Origin of the sequence: Pedobacter terrae (assembly GCF_900100705.1) — a bacterium.
Classification (GTDB): domain Bacteria; phylum Bacteroidota; class Bacteroidia; order Sphingobacteriales; family Sphingobacteriaceae; genus Pedobacter; species Pedobacter terrae.
On sequence record NZ_FNCH01000010.1, the window covers coordinates 53,965 to 79,472 of the forward strand.

Here is a 25,508-nt window from a genome sequence, read left to right on the forward strand (position 1 = left end):
ATGATTAAAATTTAATGTTGGCACCCAGGTTAATAATGCGTTGTTGTGGATAAAACTGTCCGCTACCGCTGTTTCCTTCTGGATCGTAATCTTTAACTTTAGAAATGGTAAATAGGTTAAAGGCACTGGCATAAACCCTTACTCCAGAAACATTGATGCGATCTAAGAAACTGGCTTTGATGTTATAGGCAAGTTCTACGTTTTTAAGCCTTAAAAATGAGGCATCATTTAACCAGAAAGTATTATTAAACTGCCCACCGCTAATGGCATTAGAAGAGCGGTCGGTTACCCTAGGGTAAGTTCCGTTCGGGTTTGCTGCACTAAACCTGTTATCTGCCCAACTGCTGTAAAAGTTACCCACACTACCCGCTTCTGGTAAAACATACTGGCTTACCTGTGTTTGTCCAGCCAATAAGATTGATAAATCAAAGTTTTTATAAGAAGCACCAAGCGTAAATCCATAAGTAATTTGAGGCGTATTGCTATATGGCGTTCTGGTTTGGTCATCGGCATTTATTACTCCATCATTATTGTAATCCAGGTATTTAAGATCGCCTATTTTAGCCCCACTAACATGCGGATAAGCGTCTAACTCCTGTTGCGTTCTAAATATACCTATGGCATTGTAAAGCAGACTAGTATTTAGTGGCCCACCTGTTTGGCGCTGATAATCTAGCGTGCCACTGGCTTCATCAATAAAGATTACTTTACTTTTAGCATAAGTAATGTTGCCCGATGCATTCCATTTAAAGTTTTCGCCGTTGTGGTTGTAACCTAAAGTAGCTTCGAAACCTGTATTATTTACTTTACCGATATTTTCTGAAGGTACTAATGGCGTATAGTTGGCGCTGTTATCATTAAATGGATTTACGATACCTGAAGAACCTGGCAATGATGCATTACGTGTGGTTAAGATATCAGATCTTTTTTGTTGGAAATAAATGGCCTCAATACTAAAGTTTTTAAACACCGTCGCATTAATACCAATATCAAGCTTTTTAGCTACCTCCCAGGTAATGTTTGGATTTGCCAATTTAACCAGGTTAACGCCTGGTTGTATGGTTGATGATGTGGCGCCCGGACTTTGAGCTACAAATCCATTTCCAACCAATACATAATTATCAAAATACTGGAAACCTTTCACATTATCGTTACCCAATGCACCGTATGAGGCCCTGATTTTTAGATTATCAACAAATTTAACATTATCGCTGAACCATTTTTCTTTTGACATCACCCATCCCACAGATGCAGAAGGAAAATAACCATATCGTTTACCATCCGGGAATATAGATGATCCATCAATACGTAATTGTCCTTCAAACAGGTATTTATCGTCATAACTATAAGCTAAACGGCTAATTACACTCTTGCGGTTATAGTTTGTGCTGTAACCAGAGTTTAGATAATCGGTAGCAGCAGCTCCACCCTGCGAAAGTTCGGGCAAATTGGTAGACAGGAAGTTAAAACGTTGTGCATCGAAATATTCTAAAAGGTTTTCGCTTTGCTCATATCCCACAAATGCATTGATATCGTGCAGATTAAAACGACGTGCATAGTTCAACTTAATATTTGAAGTAAGCAACGACTCATTTTTTTGGCTCTCAGTCAGGGTAGCTCTTTGGTTATTACCGCCTGTAATTACACTGTTATAAGTTTTAGAGGTAGCATCGTATTGGTACAACAGATAGGGTTTGTTGAAACTTTTGGTAAATACATTAGATTTATCAGCCGAGAAGAAACCATCAACAGAAAGGCCTTCTACACCTGGAACAATAAAAGTAGCTCTTAAAATACCATTTAAAACCTGTGTTGGCGATTTACTGGTTCCACCAATATCGGTAACCTGCACCGCAGGATTTGAATTTTCTATACCTGTTGTAGGTAAACCGTTTGGATAATAAGCAGCTACAATAGGTTTTGCCCTGTAAATAGATCTAAAAATATCGCCGGCTGCAACCTGAGGATACACGCGATTTTCTTGTCTGCCCGACACCGATAAACCAACTTTAAGGTATTTAGAAACGTTCGCATCTACATTAGTACGGAAATTGTATTGGTTGAATTTGGTTGCACCATTTTTATACAAGCCATCTTGTGAAACCGTTCCTAACGACATGTAATACTTCACATCCTGACCACCACCATTAATAGAAAGACTATGCTGACTCTGTAAAGCTGTTTTTTCTAATGTTTGATCGATCCAATTGGTATTAGGGTATAATAAAGGATCAGAACCGTTACGGAATTTTTCGATCTGATCTGCCGTGTAAGCCTGATTAAGTCCGCCTGAAGGGTTAGAATCGAAGTTGATCTCGTTCATAATTTGCGCATAAGTTGCAGCATCTGCCATTTTAGGCAATCTGGTTGGCGAGCTAAAACCCTGGTTGAAACTATAATTAATAGTTGGTTTGCCTGTTTTACCCTTTTTTGTAGTGACTAAAATTACCCCGTTAGCTGCTCTGTTACCATAAATAGCGGCAGAGGCATCTTTTAATACAGAAACACTTTCAATATCATTGGGATCTAAACGCTCCAGTCCACCAATTTGTCCGGGAATTCCATCTACAACGATTAACACGTTATTGCTTCCCGTAGTAGCTAAGCCCCTAATGGTGATGTTCGAACCATCAAAACCAGGCTCGCCACCTCTATTATTAATTACTACGCCAGAAAAACGTCCAGCTAATGAGTTGGATAAGTTAGGTTGAGGGCTTTTTACAAGATCCGCCCCTTTTACCTGCGATATTGATCCGGTAAGGGTTGCTTTCTTCTGGGTTCCATAACCCACCACAACCAACTCGTTCAGTGTTTTGGTATCGGAAACAAGTTGCACATTAATGGTTGTTCTATTGCCAACGGTCTGTTCCTGACTGTTGTAGCCGACGTAAGAAAAAACAAGTACGTCTGTTGTGGCTGCCACACTAATGCTAAATTTGCCTTTCGCGTCGGTTTGAACTGCTTTTTCGGTCCCTTTAATTTTAACCGCTACTCCCGGAAATGGCGCTCCGTCACTTGTAACAGTACCCGTTACCACAATTTCGCGCGCCACTTTCATTTTTTCTGTCCATACAGAAAAAGAAGAAGCGGTTACAGGTAAACTAATTGATAAGATAATTAGAAAAGCCAATGCTTTAATTTTAAAGAATTTTAAAGGTGAAAATTCCTTCAGATTTTTTTTTCTCATTTTGGTTTGCACATTAATATTTGGTTAGCAGATCAGATCTATAATTTAGATAACAGATTTGTTATTAGATTTTATAGTTATAGAACCGCTTAGTAGGCGGCTAAAGTAGTGCTAACCAGCCATATTAAAAGGGTACAAACAATCCAAATTTAAGGGGTAAACAGACCGGATTACGGCCCAAATGAGGTTTTAAGGCATATTTTGGAAAACCGATAAACGAGCAGGGTTATGGTTTGCCTTTTTTGCCTGCTGAATTTATTTGGATATGATTGGAAAACGGTTTCCTGAATTTTTTAATGTACTGTGATGGATTTATATTAAACAATTTATAAAACTGCTCTCTAAAATATTTGGGATCGGTAATGCCTACCAGGTAAGATGTTTCCTGAATGGTTTTATCTGTACTGATAAAAATTTCGGCCGCTTTCCTTAACCTGATGAAACGGATAAACCCATTGGCAGACTGACCTGAAATGGATTTTATTTTACGGTATAAATTAGATCGCGACATCCCCAATACGGTTGATAAGGTATCGATATTAAAATCAGGATCGGTAAGATGTTCTTCTACAATGCGGATACAATTATCTAAAAACTCTTTGTATTCGGCAGAGATTTTGGTGCTGTTCGAGTTGAGTGTAATTTCATTATAAAAATACTTTTGAAGCGCATTTTTACTCTTTAATATACTGGCTACCCGTGCCTTTAAAAAATCCTTATCGAAAGGTTTGCTAATGTAATCGTCGGCACCACCCTCTATTCCTTTAAGCTTAACCTCTGGTGCAGATATGGCCGTCAGTAAAATAATCGGTATATGAGAAATGGAAACATCTTCTTTTATCTTGCTGCAAAGTTCTATGCCTGTTATACCATCCATCATCACATCGCAGATCACGATATCCGGTAAGAGCTCTTTCGTCATTTCGTAACCTTTTTCGCCATTACTGGCTTCGTAAAGATGGTAATCCATTTTAAAAACCTGTTTAAGGTATGCTCTGATCTCTACATTATCATCAATAATAAGCATGCTTTTTGATTCGATGGTAAGCTGGTTATCTATCACACGACCTTCGGCTGCTTCGACAACTTTGTTGGCGCTGATCTCGTCTTCTATCAGTTCTTTGAACAATGAAGATTCGCTATCTACTAATGCTTCCTGCAATATCACGGCGTCTTTAAAATGACTGATCCCCCGTAACAAAGCAATATTAAAGGTGGTACCCTTATTTTCTACACTGGTATAGTTTATAGTACCTCCATGCATTTTAATAAAAGTTTTAGCAAGATATAGACCAATGCCAAAACCACCTTTAGCCGATTTATTACCGGGATCCTGATAAAACTTTTCGTAAAGTTTCTCTCCTGCTACTTCTCCAATACCACAGCCGGAATCTTCCACAATGATGATTACATTTTCCTGGCTATTATCAACGATCATTTTAACATGACCACCATCTGGTGTAAATTTTATTGCATTGGAAAGCAAGTTAAAAAACACGATTTCCATTTTCTCACGATCAGCATAAAGCGTAATCATCTCATCGGCACAGCTAAACTCCAGCGTTATATTTTTTGACCGGGCCTGGTGTATAAAACAAAGAAATACCTCCCTGCACAAATTCACCAGATTTATTGGTGCTACTTTTAACTTTTCGCCATATGTATCTGCTTTTCTAAATAACAACAGCTGATCTACCAAACTTAGCAGTCGCTTGGCATTCCTGTACACAATATTTAAATCAGTAGTATCAACATTATTGTCATTTTTATACAAAAGTTCTTTAACCGGATTGATAATCAAGGTAAGCGGTGTACGGAACTCGTGTGATACGTTGGTAAAAAAGGATAGTTTCTTCTCGCTCAGCTCCTTTTCTTTTTCACTTTCTATATGAGCCAGTTTAATCTGAAATTTTAAGTTAGATTGGCGTTCTCGATATTTAAGATAGGCATATACCAGACCAAAGAAAGCCAAACCATACAAAGCAAACGCCCACCAGGTACGGTACCAAGGTGGCGTAATGATGATCTGGATCGAATTTCCGGTCATATTCCAAATGCCATCGTTATTTGATGCCCTGATCCTTAAAGTATATTTACCGGGATTTAAGTTGGTATAGGTTACTTTATGTTCGCTACCGCTATAATTCCATTTTTTATCAAAACCTTCCAGAAAATAAGCATACTGGTTTTTTTCTGAGAGTGTATAGTTCAGGGCTACAAAACCGAATGAAAGCACACTCTGATCGTAAGGCAGGGTGATACTTTTCGTCATATAAACAGGCGATTTTAAAGGAGAATCCTTTCCTGGGAGAATTAGTTTGTTAAAAATAGAAAAATCAGAAAAGTAAACTGCAGGCGCTTCTTTATTGTATTTGAGTTGTTGTGGATTAAAATAAACGATGCCTTTATTACCCGCCACAAAAATTTCTCCCTTTGCATTTTTGCAAATGGCCTCATTGGCATAAACACCGTCCTTTTCGTCATAATTTCTAACCGTTTTGGATACCGGATCGAAAAGCGAAATGCCTTGCTCGGTAGTTACCCATAGCTTGCCATTATTGTCTTCTACCAAATCAGTAAAAACATTACTGGCAAAACCATTTTGTTTTGAATATACCTCGAAAGTATTTGTTTTGGCTACATATTTATTTAATCCATCGCGGGTACAGATCCAAATATTTTGATGCGAATCCAGATAAAGGTTTATTACAATATTATTGCTAATACCACCTCTTTTTGAATTATCGATTCTATAATTCGTAAACTTTTTGGTTTTTGGATTAAAGCGGCTCAAGCCACTTCCATAGGTTCCAATCCAGATATTTCCCTGCGCATCTTTTAACAGGCAGTTTAAATGGTTATTACTTAATGAGCCTAAATTTTTAGGATCGTTATAATAATGCGTATAAGCTTTGGTTTGATCGTTATAGATTTTTAAACCTGCATCCGTAGCTAAATAATATTCGCCATCGTTTACTTCTATCAGATCTCTAAAAACATCTTCGTTAAAAAAACTGCCGAGTGCCGAACGATGGTGGTGATGTACAAACTTGTTCTCCTTTTCATTATAATAGTCAAACCCATTCTCGCTCATTACCCATAAATCACCTTTTAAATCGACAGACAGGTTAATAATATCGTTACTGGATAAACTATTTGAGTTACTACTGTGCGAAAGCCTGGTAATGGAGCGGTTATCCGGATGATATTGATAAAGGCCTTTGTTGGTACCCAGCCAAAAATTGCCCTTATCACTAATGATTGATTTGATTTCTGCCTGTCCGAAAGGGAGTGAGATGAAATTAAATTTGTACTGATTAAAATCGATTTTACTGAGACCATTTTTACCACAGAGCCAGATCATCCCTGTTTTATCGCGGTAAAAGCTGCCATTGGCAAAAAATTCGAGGTTATCTATTTTCTCCCATTTATTGAGCTTTGTGTTTACCCAGAATATCCCCGCACTTCCTCCTACCAGTAATTTTCCGGCACCTAAACTCAAAACATTAAATACTGCAGAATTACCTGTTTTCCCACTATTATAAGTGGTAAACATTTCCCTTTTCGGATCAAAACGGAACAGATCGCCTTTCCAATAACACCCGATCCATATCATGCCCTCATTGTCGATACAGAGGGTCCAGATGTCGTTTGGATTTTTTTGACTGGCGATTTCCTTTTGCATATAACTGGTAAACCGCTTTGTTTTTTGATCGAATTTGTTCAGTCCATTGCTCCAGTTGCCCAGCCATAAATTACCAGATCCATCCTCTGCAATGGCATTGACCGATTTTCCTTTAATGGCATATGTATTTTTTGCATCGGGCTGATAAACCGTAAATGTTTTTGATTTCTTGTTGTAAAGATTAAACCCATCATCGGTACCTACCCATAATTTATTTGTTTTGTCAATCAATAGAGACCATACCTTATTATTGCTGAGCGAAGTTTTATCGTTTTCTTTATGATAAAAGCGTTCAAATTTCTCGGTAACCGGGTCAAATCTGTTTAGTCCATTCATGGTAGCCACCCAAAAAACCCCGTGGTTATCCTCAGCTATTGCGTTGATGTAGTTATTGGTTAAGGAAGTGCTATCGCCGGCAATGTTTACATAAATTTTAAAAGAATAACCATCAAATTTACAGAGCCCATTTTCTGTACCTATCCATACAAAACCTCTTTTATCTTTTAAAGCAACAGTGGTATTTTTAGAAGGGAGACCATCGTTAATGCCATATGTTTTTAGCACATAATGTTCTGGAATAGCAGTTTGATCAACTACCTGTGCATTAACGCCGTTAAAAAACAGCAAGCATTGCACAATAAGACCAAATGCTTTGATAAATTTCATCATTAGTAAGGCAAACCGACAGGATAGCAAAAAATCAGTTTACGGGTGTAAAGATACGATTTGCTAAAGTATTGTTCAATTCCTGTACGCGTCATCCCCGCAATCGTCATCCTGAACTTCCGCCCGGCCAGTCGGACGGGTGTTTCAGGATCCTTGTAGCTGCTCATTTTGCCACACCTGCCCGACCATTCAGGCGGGGAAGCACAGATTTACACGGAGTGAAGAAATTAAGATTTCCAGTCAAGCCACGCAGTCGTCATCCTGAGGATAACTTATTGCAAAGCAATATGAGCGACGGCATTTAAATGAATAATCTGGCAAAAAGATCTCTCCACTTCGCGTTGCTCCGGTCGAGATGACGATCTTTCAATTGGAGTCTGTCAATGGTAAGTTGTTCCAGGATCTTTATAGTTGCACTAATTTGCCACGCCTGCCCGACCATTCAGGCGGGGAAGCACATATTTGCACGGAATTAAGAAAATTAAGATTTCCAGTCAAGCCACGCAGTCGTCATCCTGAGGATAACTTATTGCAAAGCAATATGAGTGACGGCATTTAAATGAATAATCTGGCAAAAAGATCTCTCCACTTCGCGTTGCTCCGGTCGAGATGACGATCTTTCAATTGGAGTCTGTCAATGGTAAGTTGTTCCAGGATCTTTATAGTTGCCATTATCTTTGGCTATGGAATCACAGATTTCCATGGCATGTAGTTTACCTTTAAGCTTTAGTCTTTAAGCTTTTGCCTTCCTTAAAAATCAGAATAGTCTGTTGGGTAAACAAATTTGGTATCGTTTTTAGAAACATTGTGCTGATACTCTGGCATAGCCGATAGTTTTTTCCAGTATTCATCAGCCGAAAAGACCTTCCAATGCGCATCTCTATCGGTTTTATTTTCGAAAGTGGTTAAATACATGAGGTTAGGCATGCGGCTTCCGGCAATGACCTCTCCATAAAATACGGCATTAAAATTTAATCTTTTAAATAAACCGATCTCATCGCCTTTATTAAACATTTGAACTTTGTTCTGAAAGTATTGCTCCGTCGGTGCTTCATAACTTCTTAATTCATACACCCTTTCTTTCATTGGTGCTTTTAGATTGGGCAACATAAAATGGGGCGCATTTTCGAAAGCTTTTAATACAATAGATTCCAGCCGCTCGAAAGGGGCATCGGTATAGGCTGCATCCAGATAGGCTTTACCATCAACCGCGTATTGCTGATCTTTGGCCAACTTTTTATCCAATTCCAAAACTCCATTAAGCGATTTTAACGGAATAAATACATAAATCAGTTTCTCGTTAACTCCGGTCTGATCACTTACAATTGGTTTAAATACACCAACTTTGGCTATTCCATTGCGATGTAATGCAGGCAAATATGCCTTTTGCAAATAATCATCTACTGTTTTTTCCTGAGCATCGGTTTTCAGGTGATAAATTTTGATCTGATAGAAATCTATTGAGGCATGAGCCGCAAATGCGCCCGATAACAGTACAAATAAAAACAGACAAGATATTTTGATTTTTGGCAACATGTTAGGATAATTAAGATGGAAAATTAATAAAGTTTTCGGTTAAAACTGAAAAAATCTTTTTTTAACTGACCATTTTTATCCTTTTCTTCCAGCACCACAGTTAATTTATTTTTAGCAATCAATTGATAACTTAGCCGCACCGATTTATCTTTCATTTCAAAAACAGCAAGTTTTCCTTTTAAGGTTACCAGCGGAAAAAGCAGCGGCTTTTCTTTGTCCTCCCAGGCAACATTTCCGCGGTTAAAATGCCGCATCTTCATCACCGGGAAACCTTCTTCCAGTTCAATGACTACAAATTCGTAAAATAAGGCTTTCCCATTTTTAACACACCTAAAGCTGCTCATCATGCTCTCACCATTTGGTTCACTCCAAAATTCTTCCAAATCTCCCCAGTCACTTTTCTGTACCCATGTTCCGGACATAAATGCCAAATCTTTTACTGTAGCTTTCTTTAACTGCGCAAAAGCAGGAACAGAAAAGCATAAGAAAGCCAAAATCAAAAAGTTATTTTTCATAGCGTAATTTATTACAGCTAAAATAACCAATTATCTTCAATTATTAAGTTATCAGTTTGCAGTTGACAATTAACAATTGGCAGTTTGCAATGACGAATCAACCAATGACCAATAAACTAACGACCAAAGCTACTTTGAAATATTCGGGTTTGGTGCTTCGGCATTTAATAAATGTTTCACGAAGAAATCACGCTTACGTCTACGTCCATAAACACCACCATCGCTGTGTCCCATGCCTGGAATGCTTAAAATATCGAAATTTTTATTGGCTTTGATCAAGGCATCGGCCAGTCGATAGGTCGATTCTGGTGGTACATTTTCGTCTGCTTCACCCACAATTAAAAATAGATCGCCCTGTAATTTACCCGCATTGGTAATGTTAGATTGTTCGCCATAATGCGGTCCTACCGGATAACCCATCCATTGTTCGTTCCACCATTGTTTATCAATGCGGTTATCATGACAGCCACAGGCAGAAACGGCGGCCTTATAAAACTCAGGATGCGATAATAGTGCACCAGTAGAGCTTTGTCCACCAGCCGAAGTGCCATAAATCCCTACCCTGGTGATATCAGCATTTGGGTATTTAACCGCCATCGCTTTCATCCATAATATCCGGTCAGGAAATCCGGAATCAGCTATATTTTTCCAACAGACATCATGAAAAGCTTTGGAGCGATTAGCTGTACCCATTCCATCAATCTGCACCACGATAAAACCCAATTCGGCAATGCTCTGCATTTCACTGGCCGGCAGGAAACTTTTTGGCACAAAACTATCATGCGGACCTGCATAAATATTTTCGATTACAGGATAAGTTTTGTTCGGATCCATTTTCGAAGGGAAGCAAGCAATGCCCCAAATATCGGTTTTATTATCTCTTCCTTTGGCTACAAACACTTCGGGCAGTTTAACCCCTGTCGCTAAATAAGCATCTGTTTTTCCATGTTCTATTTCGCTTACCTTTTTTGTGCTTTCCGTAAGCCTTAATTCGCTCACTGAAGGTACATTTACCTGAGAGTAGGTATCGATATAATATTTGCGATCTGGAGAAAAGCTGAGGTTATGGTTGCCTTTTTCGGGTGTGAGGTTAACCAGACCTTTTCCATCAAAGCCAATCCTATAATAATGCATAAAATAAGGATCTTCGCCAGCATGCATGCCATTTGCCCTGAACCATACCTGGCGTTTTACGATATCTACACTATCAATATCACGAACTACATAATTTCCTTTCGTAATTAACTGCTGCTTTCCGGTTAAGGCATTTACCAGATAAAGGTGCTGCCAGCCATCTTGCTCGCTCGTCCACAATATTTCATTTGTTTTAGGTAAGTATCTGGTATAAATCCGACTTTCATAAATGAAGGTTTTGGTTTTCTCATCAATAATGTTTTTGGTTTTCCCTGTTAAAACATCCACTTCAATGACTCTGAAACGCTGGTGCCCCCTATCCACTTTCTCATAAGTATAATATCTGCTGTTATTGCCGCGCCAATGCAGTTGGGGTGCATCAAAGAAATCAATCGGATCTGCATCTACTTTAATGGCCGTTTTATTGGCTACATTAAAAACATAGGGCTGATAAGCAGTAAAGTCATCACCGGGCTGCGCATATTCTCTCGTTTTTAACACGCCACGTGTAGTGCCGGGAACAGAACTTAATACATAATGAACGTTTTTAATTTCTTTAGGATCAATTTTATAGCCAACAATGTTTTTACCATCAGGCGCCCATTCAAAGTCTCCATAAGGTTTATCGGCATTACCATCAGTGCTTAACTGGGTTTCTGCCTTTGTTGCTAAATCAATTACAAAAAGGTTACCACCGCGGATCAGGATTTCACTTTTGCCATCAGGCGATTTTTCGATCTCGCGGTTTCCTTGCCAGCGCGATCTGCGTTGTTGTAAAGGCCGCCTGGCATTGTACCGATAAATATTGCTATCGTTTGTATGGGTTAAACTATAATCGTTCAGGTTTAACTGATACCATTTATCCGAAAATTTTAATTTTGCGTGATTACCATGATCGGCAAAATATAGCGCTGCAAGCTCAATTTTTAATGGATTCTGTTTTTTACCAGTAACCTTCTCTATATTTTGTGCCAGTTTATCATGATCAAATGCAACCTGGCGCTTACCCGTTGCCGCATTCACATAATAATATTCCCATGTTTTGTTAGGGAGATTCTTTTTATACCAAAATGCGGTACCATCTTTTTTCCAGAAAGGAATAATGTCATTATTGGTTGGAATATTACGTAAAGTAGTATCCATTTTTAAAGATAACTGGTAAGCAGCTGCCACTTCATTAGCATTAGGCGCATAAGGTTGCAACTTTACTTGCTGTGCCAGCAATTGAACGGCAACAAAACTTAATAAAATAAAGGCTATTGATTTTTTAGGGTTGGCGTAAATGCTCATTACAGATTTTTTGTGGTAAATATAGTATTGCTGTTTCGCAGGTCTTTTTTAAATTTTGATGAATACCGTTAATATTTTAACCCTTTACATCTACCCGATCTTTCGTTTTCAATTCCTGACGCACGATACCTCCTTTAATGAGGTAATAAACCGGAATTCCCATTAAAGTGATGATTAATCCTGGCCAGGTAAATTTGGGCTTAAAAATGATCAGCAGTATGCAAAAGGCAAGTCCCATTAAGATATAAATGATCGGTAGCACCGGGTAACCAAAAGCTTTATAAGGTCTGTTTGCATCGGGGCGTTTTTTACGGAGGATAAAAATTCCGAAAATGGTAAGCATGTAAAACATCACCACCACAAAAGAGATCATATCCAGCAGGTCGCCATATTTTCCGCTAATGCACCACAAACAAGCAAAAATGCACTGGATCCATAATCCAAATCCAGGGACTGCATTTTTGTTAAGTGTACCCACTTTTTTAAAGAATAGCCCGTCTTTGGCCATGGAGTAGTACACCCTCGCACCAGCCATAATTAAACCGTTATTACAACCGAAGGTTGAAATCATAATCATTAGGGCAATGATGATGGTACCTGCTGTACCGAAAATATGGTTGGCAGCAGAAACCGCCACCCGATCTTTATCAGCATGGGCAATTTCATTTAATGAAAGTACTCCGGTATACATCACATTAGTAAGGATGTAGAGTACCGTTACAATGATGGTTCCTAAGGCTAAACTTAAACCAATATTGCGTGCGGGGTTTTTAATTTCTCCGGCAATAAAGGTAACGTTATGCCAGGAATCGCTACTGAATATGGAACCTACCATTGCGGCAGCAATAGCTCCAAAGGCCGCAAAAGTAGTGTAAGAACCTATACTTCCATCGGAAGATAGTGGTCCCAAAGCCCACATATTTTCCCAATTGGTTTTCCAGATTCCTTTATCAAGGAAGAAAAGTCCAAAAGCGATCAGACCAAATAAACTTAACAACTTAGCCACTGTAAAGCTAGTTTGGATTATTTTACCGCCATTTACTCCCCTATTGTTAATATAGGTAAGTAAAATAATTACGCCAATGGCCAACAGTTGGGCGGGTGAGATGGTGAAAAAGCCTAAATCAATGGCCACCAAATCTTCACTTAAGGCAGGTACCAGATAAGCGGTAAATTTGGCAAATGCTACACCTACTGCGGCAATGGTTGCCGTTTGGATTACCGTGAAAAAACTCCAGCCATAAAGAAAACTAATCAGCGGGTTGTATGCTTCCTTTAAATATATATACTGTCCGCCCGCTTTTGGGAACATGGCACTTAATTCACCATAACTCAATGCAGCCGTTAGCGTCATAAAGCCTGTAAGCAGCCAAACCACCAATAGCCAGCCCGAGCTGCCTACATTGCGGGTAATATCTGCACTGACAATAAAAATACCCGAGCCGATCATACTTCCGGCTACAAGCATCGTTGCATCCATCAGCTTAAGCGAAGGTTTAAATTGTGTGGTTTCGTTTTCAGTCATGTTTTTTTGCTTGGTGGTTCGAAGGTGTTTATTTACTTAAGCTGATCGTAAAAATGCCATGAGGTTTTAAAATCGCGGGTTAAAGGCTGATTGGTTAATGTAGCCCTGATCATTTCTACCGGAATTAGGTTTTGTTTTATCACGGCATCATGAAAATCCTTAAAGCTCATTTTACCACTGTCTACCAGTTCTTTTTTCAGCGCAAAAAGCTGGAGACCCCCGGTGAGGTAGGCTACCTGGTATAACGGACTGTAATCGCCTTTGAAAGATCTGCGTACTTCGCCTTCTGCATTGGCCCTTTCGTGTCCTACACGGTCTACCAGGAAATCGACACACTGCTGAGGGGTCCATTTTCCCAGGTGAAAGTTCAGCGAAAACAAAATTCTGGCACAGCGGTGCATCCGCCAGAAGAGCATGCCCATTTTTTCTTCAGGCGTTTTGGCAAAACCTTTATCGTAGAGCAAAAGTTCCCAATATAATGGCCAGCCTTCTACGCTGAAAGGGGTTTTAAAAGGATCGCGATAGCTTTTATAACGGCTATTCATAAAATACTGATAGTGATGACCAGGTAAAAGTTCGTGCTGTACCGTTCCCCTTGAAAAATAAGGATTGTTACCCCGCATACTCATTAACTTATCGTCTTCCTCCATCGCATTGGTTGGATAGGAAATACTGATTTCGCGCCCGCCTGTAAAAAACGGATTCACCAACTGGCGTTCGGCCGACATCATGACCATGCCCCAGGTTTCTTCAGCAAGTGCCGGAATATTGATCAGATCATTGGCTTTGATAAAATTTAAGGCATCATCCTGTAATTTTACGATCAATTCTGGTTGTTTACCTAAAGGTACATAGCTGTTTTTGATTTTTTCCTGAGCTTTTTTCCAATCATTACCAAAACCCATAGCCGCTGATGCCCTCAGAAGCTCTTCATCGCAAAACTTAAATTCTTTTTCGGCAAGTTTGATCAGTTCTTCTGGTGTGTAAGGAATAAGCTCTGCATTTAGTTGCCTGATCAGTTCTTCCCTTCCAATAGGTGTTCCTTTAATTTCTGGTTTATTTGATTTTACGATAAGTTCAGTACCGTCACTACCGTTAAAAAGTTTAGCATAATTGGTTAACGCAAGATCCAACTTTTCGTAAGGTTTAGGTACCCACCAGGTAAAACCAGGCTCATAATCCATATAAAATTGGTAGAAGCCCTTTAAACGGTCTTTCAAACTCAAGCTGATGGCCCTTGCCATTTTAAGCTGATCGGGTTTTAGTATCCCTTTTTTAAAACCTAGATTTAGGGTATCAACCTGCTTTGTTATTCCGTCTATCTCAACTGCCAGCAAAGCACCATCTTTATAGGCACCTCTTCTTCTGAGGTTTTCGAGTGCATAAATGGCATCGGCAAAGGTAAAATACTTCGAAAGGGCCTTATAGTCTGCTTCTTCTTTACTTAAAAGCCAAACCGAAGATTCTATATCCTTTTTAAGGAGAATATAATCTACCTTTCCATAAATGCTAAAGCTTTCAAAATTGGCCGTCTTTAACTTGCTTAAATAATCATGATCAATATCCTGCAGGCGTTTTCTCTGTGTCGGACTTTTAAAGGTTTCTTTCGGATAAGAATAAGTACCCCCTGCGGAATACGGGTAGTAGAAATCGTTAATGGCATCAACATCCCTCTGGTAACTTACAATCAACGTCCCCAGTTCGCTGGTTTGTTCGTATAAACTTTCTTTTGAAGTTTGGGCAGATGCAAAAGGGCCGGAGAACAGACCCAAGATTAAAAAAATGGCGAAAAAGTTTAATTTGTTTTGCATTCGGTTTGGTTAAAACAGGCAAATAGCATTTGCCTCCATTTAAAAAAATGGTGAACTTAATTAATATAAAAAATGTTTCTTTTGGATTAAGCGCCTATATAACTTACTCTGCTTACACTATTATAAGTATCGATATATGCTCTTGGCGATTGCCCGATAATGCTTTTAAATACCCGGTTAAAATTGGTGATACTATTAAAACCGGCTTTATAAGCCACACCAGAAATACAATCGGCTTTTTCTCCTGATATCAGACTTTTGCAGGCATCGTTAATCCTCACTTCATTTAAAAATGATACGAACGTATGGCCGGTATGTTTTTTGAAATACCGGCAAAAGGCCTGTGGTGTCATAAACGCAGCATTGGCCACATCTTCTAATGAAATCTGACTATTGTAGTTTTCTGTGATGAAGTTAATGATCTTGCTCAGACGCATACCTTCATTTTCGGTTACGTTAGAAGAATACATATCAGAGCATAATGGCTCTACATTTTCATTTAAATCCTGAAGACTGTTAACCAATTTTAGAAAGTTGAACAATACGTCAACTCCTGCTGCCTGGTGCACATTGAGCATTTTGTTTACGATGCTTTTAGCAAACGCAGCCGGAACTTTGAAACCATGTTTGTTTTTAGCCAAAAACGCACTGGCCAGTTTCATTTCGGGAAGATTAAATAGCGCAGCCAAAATACCGTTTGGATTAAAGTAAATGGAACAGGCCTTAATGGTTTTATTGCTATCGGAGGCGAAATATTCGGGATTGCTTTTAAACAGATGTGGAAGTTTTGCCCCGATTAAAAAAATATCACCCGACCGGAAAGCATGCATATCATTGCCTGCAATTAATGTCCCCTCTCCTTTTTCGATATACGTGATCTGCCATTCATCGTGGCGGTGCAGATACTGATAAAAATAAGGCAACTCAATATGTTCCGATATCACACTCTTGTCGTCAGGAACAAGCATGGTAAATGGTAATACTTTCATAATCCGGTTAGTTAGGTTTGGTTGTTGATTATGAATTGAATATATAAATATTAACTCAAATAAACCAATAAAACCCAGATAAGGTTAAAATACTGCTACAATTTGATAAAATATGACGGATTTCATGATGAATTCGGTAGTTCGAAAATCACTACAGGTTTAGTTAACCTACTGTAAAGCACCATTTAAAACGAATAAAGTTTGCTATTTTTTGGTTTAGCAATCTATTTCGGCGTTTTTTTGTTGGGAAATTGTTCTTTATTTTGAAGATGGGGTTAGAAATCCCGACTAACAGATAGATGAGTAAAGAAGGTGAACGGCCTCGAAGTATCGTCATTTCGACCGCAGTGGAGAAATCTTTTTCATAGTTCAAAGATTTCTCCATTGCGCTGCGCTTCAGTCGAAATGACGGCGAATTTTTTAAATCTGTTCTATTATCGCACTACTCTGTATGGCTCCATTTTCAGATCAGTAGCTATGCCAGAAACAATCTGGCTAACCAACAAGCCTGTTGCTGGTCCTAAACTTAATCCCATCATGCCGTGGCCAGTTGCAATAATCAGGTTTTCTCTTTTTTTGCATCGGCCAATATATGGCAAACCATCAGGTGATGATGGACGGAAACCATACCAGATATCTTTTTCTACAGGAACGGCAGGTTTTAAATCGGGGAAATATGCCGGAACGGATTCTACAATCCCTTTAACCCTTTGCATATTAATACGGGTGTTAATCTTATCTAACTCCATTGTACCGCCGTATCTCAGCTGACCGTTCATTGGTGTGATGGCCACCCTGGCTTCGCATAACAATGCCGGGATCGTTACACGCTGCTTAGGTTCAGGTTCCATAAAAGAATAACCTTTACCTGGCATCAAAGATATTTTAGCATCAGCCATTTTAGCCACCGCAGGCGACCACGAACCGGCCGCTAAAATATACTCATCTGCTTCCCAGGCGGTGCTGCCCGTAAAAACCTTCGTAATGCGGTTACCTGAAGTCTCAATTTTGTCAACTTCTTTATGACGAACTATATTAACGCCATTGTTTGATAGATACTTGAGTAAGGCATTCATCAATTTTGTTGGATAAAGATGCGCATCGCAGCGATAGTGTACCGCTCCCAAAACATCTAATTTTAAATCTGGCTGTAAAGCCCGACATTCATCAGCGGTTAGTACAGCCATATCTAAGCCAAGTTCTATTGCTCTTGCCGCTAAATGCGCTTCTTCTTCTGCTGCTTTTTCCGTTTTATAAAATGCCAGAATACCATTTTTGGTTAATTCGAAATCGAAATCAGGTTCTTTGGCGAGGCCTTCATATAGTTTTTTGCTTAGTAAAGATAAATCGCGTAATGGCACCGCCGCCTCGCTTACATGTTTGGCCGTGGCATGTTTCATAAATTTCAAGCCCCAGCTGACAAGGTTTGCATTTAAAGAAGGGCGTACATAAAAAGGACTTTTGCTGTCGAACATCCAACGGATCCCCTGCTGTATCATCCCTGGTGCAGCCAAAGGAACGAAATGGCTTGGCACAATCATCCCTGCATTACCAAATGAGCAGTTGTCGGCAATATCTCCCTTATCCAAAATTGTTACTTCATAACCCCTTTTCTGCAAATAATATGCTGAGGTCAGACCGACTATTCCACCACCTATAATTAATACTTTCGACATGCTTTTAACTTATACTGCTGATATTCTTTTTTAAACTCTTTAAATCACCTGAAAACCATATGCATATGGATCATCTTCGGGATCTATTTTTATGGTATTATAACCATAAACTTTTGCCCAGCCTTCTACACTTGGTATAATGGCCTCAATTCCATTCAGGTTTACCACTTCTTCTACTTTACCGATAAACTTGCTGCCAATAAAACTTTCATGGATAAAATCCTCTCCCTGTTTTAGTTTTCCTTTAGCAAACCACTGTGCCAAACGGGCTGAAGTACCGGTACCGCATGGTGAACGATCAATAGCTTTATCGCCATAAAAAACCGCATTCCTGGCAGTTGATGTTGGATCTATAGTTTTTCCTGTCCATAATATATGGCTACAGCCATTTATAGTAGGATCTTGTGGATGAATAAAGCTGTAAAGTTCATTGATGCGTTTTCGAATGATCTGGCTCCAGCTAATCAACTGCGAAGCACTATAGTTTTCTAATCCCGGAAAATTCTCCTGTGGATCCACAATGGCGTAGAAATTCCCGCCATAAGCCACATCAAAAGTAAGCATGCCTAAATCAGGACAATCTACCTGAAGATTTTCAGCAGCCAGGTAAGATGCCACATTCCGCAACTTAACAGACTTTACTTTTTTTCCTTCCTGCTTATATTCAATCAAAACCAATCCGGCTGGCGCTTCCATTCTGATCAGTCCAGGTATTTTCGGTTGAATAAGCCCTTCTTCGATAGCAATGGTAATGGTGCCAATGGTACCGTGCCCACACATTGGAAGGCAGCCACTGGTCTCGATAAAAAGTACCGCTACATCATTAGCCGGATCGTGAGGTGGATAAAGAATGCTGCCCGACATCATATCATGGCCACGTGGTTCAAACATTAAACCCTTTCTGATCCAATCAAATTCTTTTAGAAAATGCTGGCGCTTTTCGCTCATGTTCGAGCCAATAAGCTGAGGTCCTCCACCTGCAACTAACCTCACCGGATTGCCGCAGGTATGTGCATCTACACAAAAAAAAGTTTTACTCATGAGATTGCGTTAATTTTTGATTGACCATTCTGAAAATACCCAATGGATTACCATCTTTCAACTCGTCTGGCAATAATTCCTGCTCCCAGTCCTGGTATGCCAACGGCCTAACAAAACGATTGATGGCAGTAGAACCGACAGAAGTAAAACGGCTATCGTTGGTAGCCGGGAATGGTCCACCATGTTGCATGGCGGCACAAACTTCTACACCGGTAGGCACACCATTTAGTATAATTCTTCCGGCTTTATCCGTCAACTTATTTACTAAAGCCTGGTATTGCTTAAGTTCCTGTTTTTCGGCCATTAAGGTAACGGTAAGTTGGCCTTCCAGCACCTCAATAACCTGTTCCAGTTCAGCGCTATCCCGGGCAACAACCAATAACGAATATGGGCCGAAAATTTCTTCGCGGAGTTTTGGATTTTTAATAAAATCGGCCGCACTTACCTGAGCAACTTTCGCCTCTGATTGATTTTGAAGCTCCGTATTTTTCACCGTTGATGCCGATAAAAGTACAACGCCATCTTCGTTTACCACTTGAGCAGAAAGTTTACCGTAATTATTGGCAATGCCTTCGGTAAGCATGGTTGCAGATGGAATAGTTAAAATGGCCTCTTTTAAAGCTGCTTTAAAATTTTCTAATGCAGGCGACTGTACCGCTAGCAATAAACCCGGGTTGGTACAAAACTGACCCGCGCCCAGGGTAATAGATCCAGCATATTTTTTAGCCAGTTCTTCTGCCTGATTTTCTATCGCTGACGGCAGAAAAATTACCGGATTAATACTGCCCATTTCGGCAAAAACCGGAATCGGTTGTTCGCGCTGTTGAGCAAGATTAACTAAGGCCATACCGCCTTTAAAAGAACCTGTAAAAGTTACCGCTTTAGTTAAAGGATGCTGCACCAGACCAGCACCAATAGCATAACCATCATCATACAACAAAGAGAAAACACCTTTGGGCATTCCCGTTTTTTCTGCGGCTTTAATAATGGCACCACCTACCAAAGCACTGGTTCCGTAATGTGCGGGATGCGCTTTAACCACCACCGGGCAACCAGAAGCTAGTGCCGACGCGGTATCGCCACCAGCAACAGAGAAAGCAAGCGGAAAGTTGCTTGCTCCGAAAACCACTACTGGTCCGATTGGGATTAACATTCGTCTGATATCAGGTCGCGGTAAAGGCTGTCTGTCAGGTAATGCCGTATCAATAATGGCATCAACCCAGGAGCCTTCTGCAACCAAATTCGCAAATAACCTTAACTGTCCGGTGGTTCTGCCCAACTCACCCTGTAAACGAGCCAAAGGTAAACCACTTTCTGCCGAAGCCCTGTTTACAAGTTCCTCTCCAAGATTAGCGATTTCATCTGCAATGGCATTTAAAAAAGCGGCTTTAAGATCTTTGTTTAAGTTTCTATAGCTTTGGAAAGCCGATGTTGCTGCTGTTAAGGCATCATCAACCAGTTTTTCGTTAGCTTTAAAAAATTCACCGTCAAGCGTTAATCCCGTTGCAGGATTAACAGCTTTAAGGCTCTTTTCATTAACTTCAATATAAGTGCTGGCTACAATATTTTTTCCGTTCATATTTGGTTTTTAAACTATTTACCCCAACTACCTGCAGGTAATTCCGGGCGAACAGCTAATGCATCGTTAATAATTTTTAATACTTTCTCTCTTTCCGCACCACTTAATGGTAAACGCGGGGCACGAACAGCTTCAGTGCCTAGTCCTGTGGCAACTTCTGCTAATTTAATATATTGTACCAATTTTGCATGAATATCTAACTCCAGCACTGGCAAAAACCAGCGGTAAATTTTTAGTGCTTCAGCAATGCGGTTTTCTTTAACCAATCTGAAAATGGCAACAGTTTCTCTTGGGAAAGCATCAACTAAACCTGCAACCCATCCATGTGCGCCCATTACGATACTTTCCATCGCCAATGGATCTACTCCCGTAAAGATTTTAAAACGGTCGCCAAAACGGTTGATTAACCGGGTTACGTTAGATACATCTCTTGTTGATTCTTTGATCGCCTGGATGTTATCGTATTTAGTTAAAACCTCAAACATATCTAAGGTTACCTCGATTTTATAATCAACAGGATTGTTATAAATCATGATAGGCAGGCTTGTGCTTTCAGCAATAGCACCAAAAAAGGCTAAAGTTTCATCTGGAGCAGCATTGTAGCGCATTGGCGGTAATAACATTAAACCTTGCGCACCAAGAGATTCTGCTTTTTTAGCGACTTCGATTGCTTTTTTTGTAGTTGATTCTGCAATGTTCAATAAAACCGGAACGCGACCATTTACCACGCTTAAGGTATGTGATAACAAACCAAATTTTTCTTCATCGGTTAATACACTGGCTTCTCCAAGCGATCCGCCTAATATAATCCCTTCAGCACCTGCTTCCAATTGTGCTTCGATATTTAAATCGAAAGCCGGAAAATCTAATTCATCGTTCGCTGTAAATTTAGTCGTTACAGCAGGGAAAACCCCAGTCCATTTGATACTCATTGTAATGTTATGTTTTTATAAAATATTTTCAAAAATTAACCTGTCCTTCACCAAAAAGCCAATGGACAGGTTTCATTTAATCAGATTGGTAAGCTAAATCATGATATTCAAAGTTAGGAAATTGCCCTGCGGCGTTATTGTTGTATTTTAACCGATAATGGTCGTAAATACGCCAATCAATCAGACAGGTTTGATTAGAAAAAGCCTTAAGTAATTGTAAAAGAAATTAGCCATCAAAAAAAAAGCATTCCCCAAAACAAGAATGCCTTTAAAATCAACAAGATAGAAAAATCTTCCTACGGTTTCTGTTTTACCATAATTTATTTTGTGTTTTTCACCTGAAGGTAATACATAAATTCGATACCCGATTTTGTAAAAAGTGCATCCTGCCCTTTGGCCAATGTAACCTGCTGCCAGTTTTGAGCAGGAATAATTTTCAGTGTTTTAACACCTTCTTTTTTTAAGCTTAAGGGCAGATTGAATCCTTTAACACAGTTGCTATATTTGTAAAAAGCTTTACCATCTTTAAGGTAATACTCAAATACCGGAACCTGCACCGTACGTAGATACTGATCAAAAACCTTTGAAAAATTGTAACCCGCTTTTTTAGAGATATAATTTTCAATCTGCGCAGTGGTTACCGTTTGATGGTAAAAAGTTTGGTTAAGTCCACGTAATATGGTTCTAAAAAGCTGGTCGTTATTTAAACTATGCCTGATGGCATGCAGCATATTGCCTCCTTTAGGATACATATCGCCACTGCCTTGCGCATTTACACCATAATCGGGAATAATAGGAGTATCATTTTTGATGCCTTTTCTTATGCCGAAATTGTATTCGTTACCTTCCTTTGTACCAAAAGTATAGTCTACAAAAAGGGTTTCGCTATAGTTTGTAAATCCTTCGTGCACCCACATGTCGGCCAGATCATTGCTGGTAATGTTGTTACCAAACCATTCGTGTCCGCTTTCGTGGATAATGATAAAATCCCATTTCAAGCCCCAGCCATTGCCAGACATATCTCTACCTCTGTAGCCAAACTTGTAGCCATTGCCATAAGAAACTGCCGATTGATGTTCCATACCCGTATGCGAAGCATCTATTAACTGATAACCATCTTCATAAAAAGGATAAGGCCCAAACCAATGCTCCATACTTTTCATCATTTTATGTACCTGATCGGGCATATAGGTTTTCGCCTTTGGGTAATTGTAATCAAGTACCCAATAATTCACATCAAGTGCCCCCTTTTCGCCTGCGTATTTCTCCTTAAAATTTACATACTTGCCTATGTAGGGGATAATGCAATAATTACTGATTGGATTTTTAACATTATACTGATAAGTCGTGGTACCATCGTGGTTATCTTTTTTGAATATCAGGCGACCGTTGCCCACGGCTACCAATGTATCTGGAACCGTCATGGTTAAAGATGCACCTAAATTAGGTTCGTCGCTTTGATGATCTTTATTTGGATACCAAACCGAAGCACCTAGACCCTGACAGGCAACTGTCATCCATGGACGCGAAAGCGAATCGGTAGTAAAAATAAAGCCTCCATCCCAGGGAGCTCTTTCGGCCTGGTGTACCTTTCCATGGTAGAAAATATGGACATTATTTAATGCCGATAACTTTTGTGCAGGCACGTGTACATACCACACACTGCCAACATGTTCGAATTTTAACCTTTGGCCACCATGATATAAAACACTATCAATAATTAGGGGCTCCTGCAAATCAATCTGCATGCGGGTATGGCCATTATTGGGCTGCACTACTTTATAAACGATCTTATTGGAGCCGGTTATGCTCTTATCATTGTAATCTGGCTTAACAGCAAGTTCGTAACGTTGCACATCCCACCAGGTCCGTTCGGCATTTAAGCTTCCCCTTAAGGTGTCGGCAAGGGTATAAACCTTTGTTGGTAACTGTGCAAAAAGCAGGGTACTAAACGTTAAGAAAAGTAGCGTTAAGGAGGTTATTTTTTTCATATCTTTTTGCTGGTTATTATGTTGCAATAGCGTGTTATTAATTTGAAAAGCAGTTTCAGTTTTTCATTGGTTATGGCAGTCCTGCTATCCCTCCTGTTTCGATGAAACCTGTGAAACAAGCAAGCACACCGTTAAACAAACAAAGCAAGTGCTTAAATCGGGAGCATCTATTCTATCATTTGCCCGTTGCAGGCGGGGGGGATTTAACCCGGGTTCTGCGCTGCTGTCCAACGTATCTAGCCCTGACAGTAGCGGGCATTCCGATCCTTCATCGGAATAAAGCGGATGGCAGGATCTTCCTTTAAAAAAAGCGAAAAACCCTGCGCTCCAAAACGAAATATTAATTGAAAAGCTGCAATATTCCTGATAACTGAACATCTTTAATAGCAAGCTTTTAATGATCTCCAGTGGTGATTTTCCAGTCAGAAAGATGCTGAAACACCCGTCCGACCGGCCGGGCGGAAGTTCAGCATGACGATCCTATCAGAAAATGAAACTAAAATGGATCACAACGGTTAAACCTTATTATTAATAAGCTTCGCTTCTAACCGTCTCTATTTCATCCGTAGTGATGGCCAAATGTTTTCCCAACATCCGGCTTCCGTTTTCGGTAACTAGAAAATCGTCTTCTACCCTGATGCCAGTAAAGTTTCTAAACTGCTCCAATTTTTCATAGTTAATAAATTCGGCAAACTGATTAGCGGCCTTCCAACGATCAATGAGTTCCGGAATGATGTATACACCTGGTTCTACCGTTAACACATATCCTGTTTCCAGTGCTTTGCCCAACCTTAACGATTTTAATCCGAACTGGGTAGTGTTTTTAGTCAGCTCATCAGTATAACCTACGTATTGCTCACCTAAATCTTCCATATCGTGTACATCTAAGCCCATCATATGCCCTGTTCCACACTGAAAAAACATGGCATGTGCACCAGCTTGCACGGCATCATCTATATTGCCTTTCATCAGGCCAATATCCTTTAAACCTTGGGCGAGCATTTTACACGAAGCCAAATGCACATCTAAATACCTTACACCTGGCGCCAGCATATCTTTGGCATGCGTATAAGCATTCAACACAATATCATAAACATCTTTTTGCTCGGCGGTAAATTTCTTGCCTACAGGAAAAGTACGCGTAAGATCTCCGGCATAACCTAAAGCGGTTTCTACACCAGAATCGTTTAAAACCAATTGTCCTTCCTGAAGCTGATTGCCATGGTAATGGTTATGCAAAATTTCGCCACGAACGGTTAAAATTACCGGGTAGGCCAAATTACCACCTGAAGCCAATGCAGCACCTTGAATTTTAGCGGCAAGGTCGCGTTCATACATACCTGGTTTTGCCTGCTGCATCACCATTAAATGAATATCGGCAGATCTGGCCGCAGCAAGATCTAACTCTTCAATTTCTTCAACTGATTTAATTGAGCGTTGTGCTACTACTGCCCTGATCAAGCTGACTGATGCTTTTTCTTTAAGCTGATCGATAGGCAGGTTGAGCCAGTTGGCCAATTTAATTTTATTCTCAGAACGGTAGGGAGGTAAGAAATGAACCGCCCTGCTTTTGTCTAAGTATTGTTTAAGATAAGTATTTAGCTGTACGTAAGGCAGCACTTTGGTTAGGCCAGCATCCAGACTTTTTTCTTCAAGTGTTTTTTTCCTGCCCATCCATACAATATCATCAATTCCCATTTCATCACCGAAAAGAATTACCTGATCTTCATCCAGGTCTATAATAGCACCTAAAGATGGTTCGCTGATACCAAAGTAATATAAAAAAGTACTATCCTGTCTAAAATGGTAGGTATTGTCCTTATAATTCATCGGGCTTTCTTCATTACCTAAAAAGAGTAATATTCCCGAATTTATCTTTGATTTTAATGCTGCTCTTCTTTGGAGGTAAACTTTCTTTTCAAACATTTTTTTTTTGTTAAAGCAAATATCC

General features: G+C 39.7%; 14 protein-coding genes. All 14 read right to left on the bottom strand.

The features are described from left to right. Positions 1-4: 4 nt before the first annotated feature. The 14 genes from BLR60_RS13815 to BLR60_RS13880 all read right to left on the bottom strand — a co-directional run bounded on the left by BLR60_RS13815 (position 5) and on the right by BLR60_RS13880 (position 25,483). Positions 5-3,187: a SusC/RagA family TonB-linked outer membrane protein gene (locus BLR60_RS13815; protein ID WP_208600636.1), complete on the bottom strand. Its 3,183-nt coding sequence runs from the start codon at positions 3,185-3,187 to the stop codon at positions 5-7. A gap of 226 nt (positions 3,188-3,413) precedes the next feature. After that, positions 3,414-7,541, bottom strand: coding sequence for a two-component regulator propeller domain-containing protein (locus BLR60_RS13820; protein ID WP_090500816.1), 4,128 nt, complete (start codon positions 7,539-7,541; stop codon positions 3,414-3,416). Positions 7,542-8,288: 747 nt separating this feature from the next. After that, on the bottom strand, positions 8,289-9,074 hold the full coding sequence (locus BLR60_RS13825; RefSeq protein WP_090500818.1) for an NIPSNAP family protein: 786 nt from the start codon (positions 9,072-9,074) through the stop codon (positions 8,289-8,291). 23 nt (positions 9,075-9,097) lie between these two features. Continuing rightward, the gene (locus tag BLR60_RS13830; RefSeq protein ID WP_090500820.1) at positions 9,098-9,589 is read right to left on the bottom strand and encodes a DUF6265 family protein; all 492 of its coding nucleotides are present in this window, start codon (positions 9,587-9,589) and stop codon (positions 9,098-9,100) included. 129 nt (positions 9,590-9,718) lie between these two features. Beyond that, entirely contained in the window at positions 9,719-12,013 is a 2,295-nt protein-coding gene (locus BLR60_RS13835) for a S9 family peptidase (protein ID WP_090500822.1), read from the bottom strand. A gap of 76 nt (positions 12,014-12,089) precedes the next feature. Then, positions 12,090-13,538: an APC family permease gene (locus BLR60_RS13840; protein ID WP_090500823.1), complete on the bottom strand. Its 1,449-nt coding sequence runs from the start codon at positions 13,536-13,538 to the stop codon at positions 12,090-12,092. A gap of 32 nt (positions 13,539-13,570) precedes the next feature. After that, a complete protein-coding gene (locus BLR60_RS13845; protein ID WP_090500825.1) occupies positions 13,571-15,349 on the bottom strand; it encodes a DUF885 family protein in 1,779 nt (592 codons plus the stop codon). A gap of 86 nt (positions 15,350-15,435) precedes the next feature. Further along, entirely contained in the window at positions 15,436-16,338 is a 903-nt protein-coding gene (locus BLR60_RS13850) for an AraC family transcriptional regulator (RefSeq protein WP_090500827.1), read from the bottom strand. Between the two features lie 434 nt (positions 16,339-16,772). Next, entirely contained in the window at positions 16,773-18,014 is a 1,242-nt protein-coding gene (locus BLR60_RS13855) for an NAD(P)/FAD-dependent oxidoreductase (protein WP_090500829.1), read from the bottom strand. A gap of 39 nt (positions 18,015-18,053) precedes the next feature. Continuing rightward, positions 18,054-19,055 (bottom strand): 4-hydroxyproline epimerase, encoded by a 1,002-nt coding sequence (locus BLR60_RS13860; protein WP_090500831.1) that lies wholly within the window; start codon positions 19,053-19,055, stop codon positions 18,054-18,056. Further along, a complete protein-coding gene (locus BLR60_RS13865; RefSeq protein WP_090500833.1) occupies positions 19,048-20,634 on the bottom strand; it encodes an aldehyde dehydrogenase (NADP(+)) in 1,587 nt (528 codons plus the stop codon). The genes BLR60_RS13860 and BLR60_RS13865 overlap by 8 nt, the downstream gene beginning before the upstream one ends. A gap of 14 nt (positions 20,635-20,648) precedes the next feature. Then, positions 20,649-21,566, bottom strand: a complete 918-nt coding sequence (locus BLR60_RS13870; RefSeq protein WP_090500835.1) for a dihydrodipicolinate synthase family protein — start codon at positions 21,564-21,566, stop codon at positions 20,649-20,651. Positions 21,567-21,886: 320 nt separating this feature from the next. Continuing rightward, the gene (locus tag BLR60_RS13875; RefSeq protein ID WP_090500992.1) at positions 21,887-23,557 is read right to left on the bottom strand and encodes a M1 family metallopeptidase; all 1,671 of its coding nucleotides are present in this window, start codon (positions 23,555-23,557) and stop codon (positions 21,887-21,889) included. 528 nt (positions 23,558-24,085) lie between these two features. Next, positions 24,086-25,483: an aminopeptidase P family protein gene (locus tag BLR60_RS13880; protein WP_090500837.1), complete on the bottom strand. Its 1,398-nt coding sequence runs from the start codon at positions 25,481-25,483 to the stop codon at positions 24,086-24,088. Between the last annotated feature and the right edge of the window lie 25 nt (positions 25,484-25,508).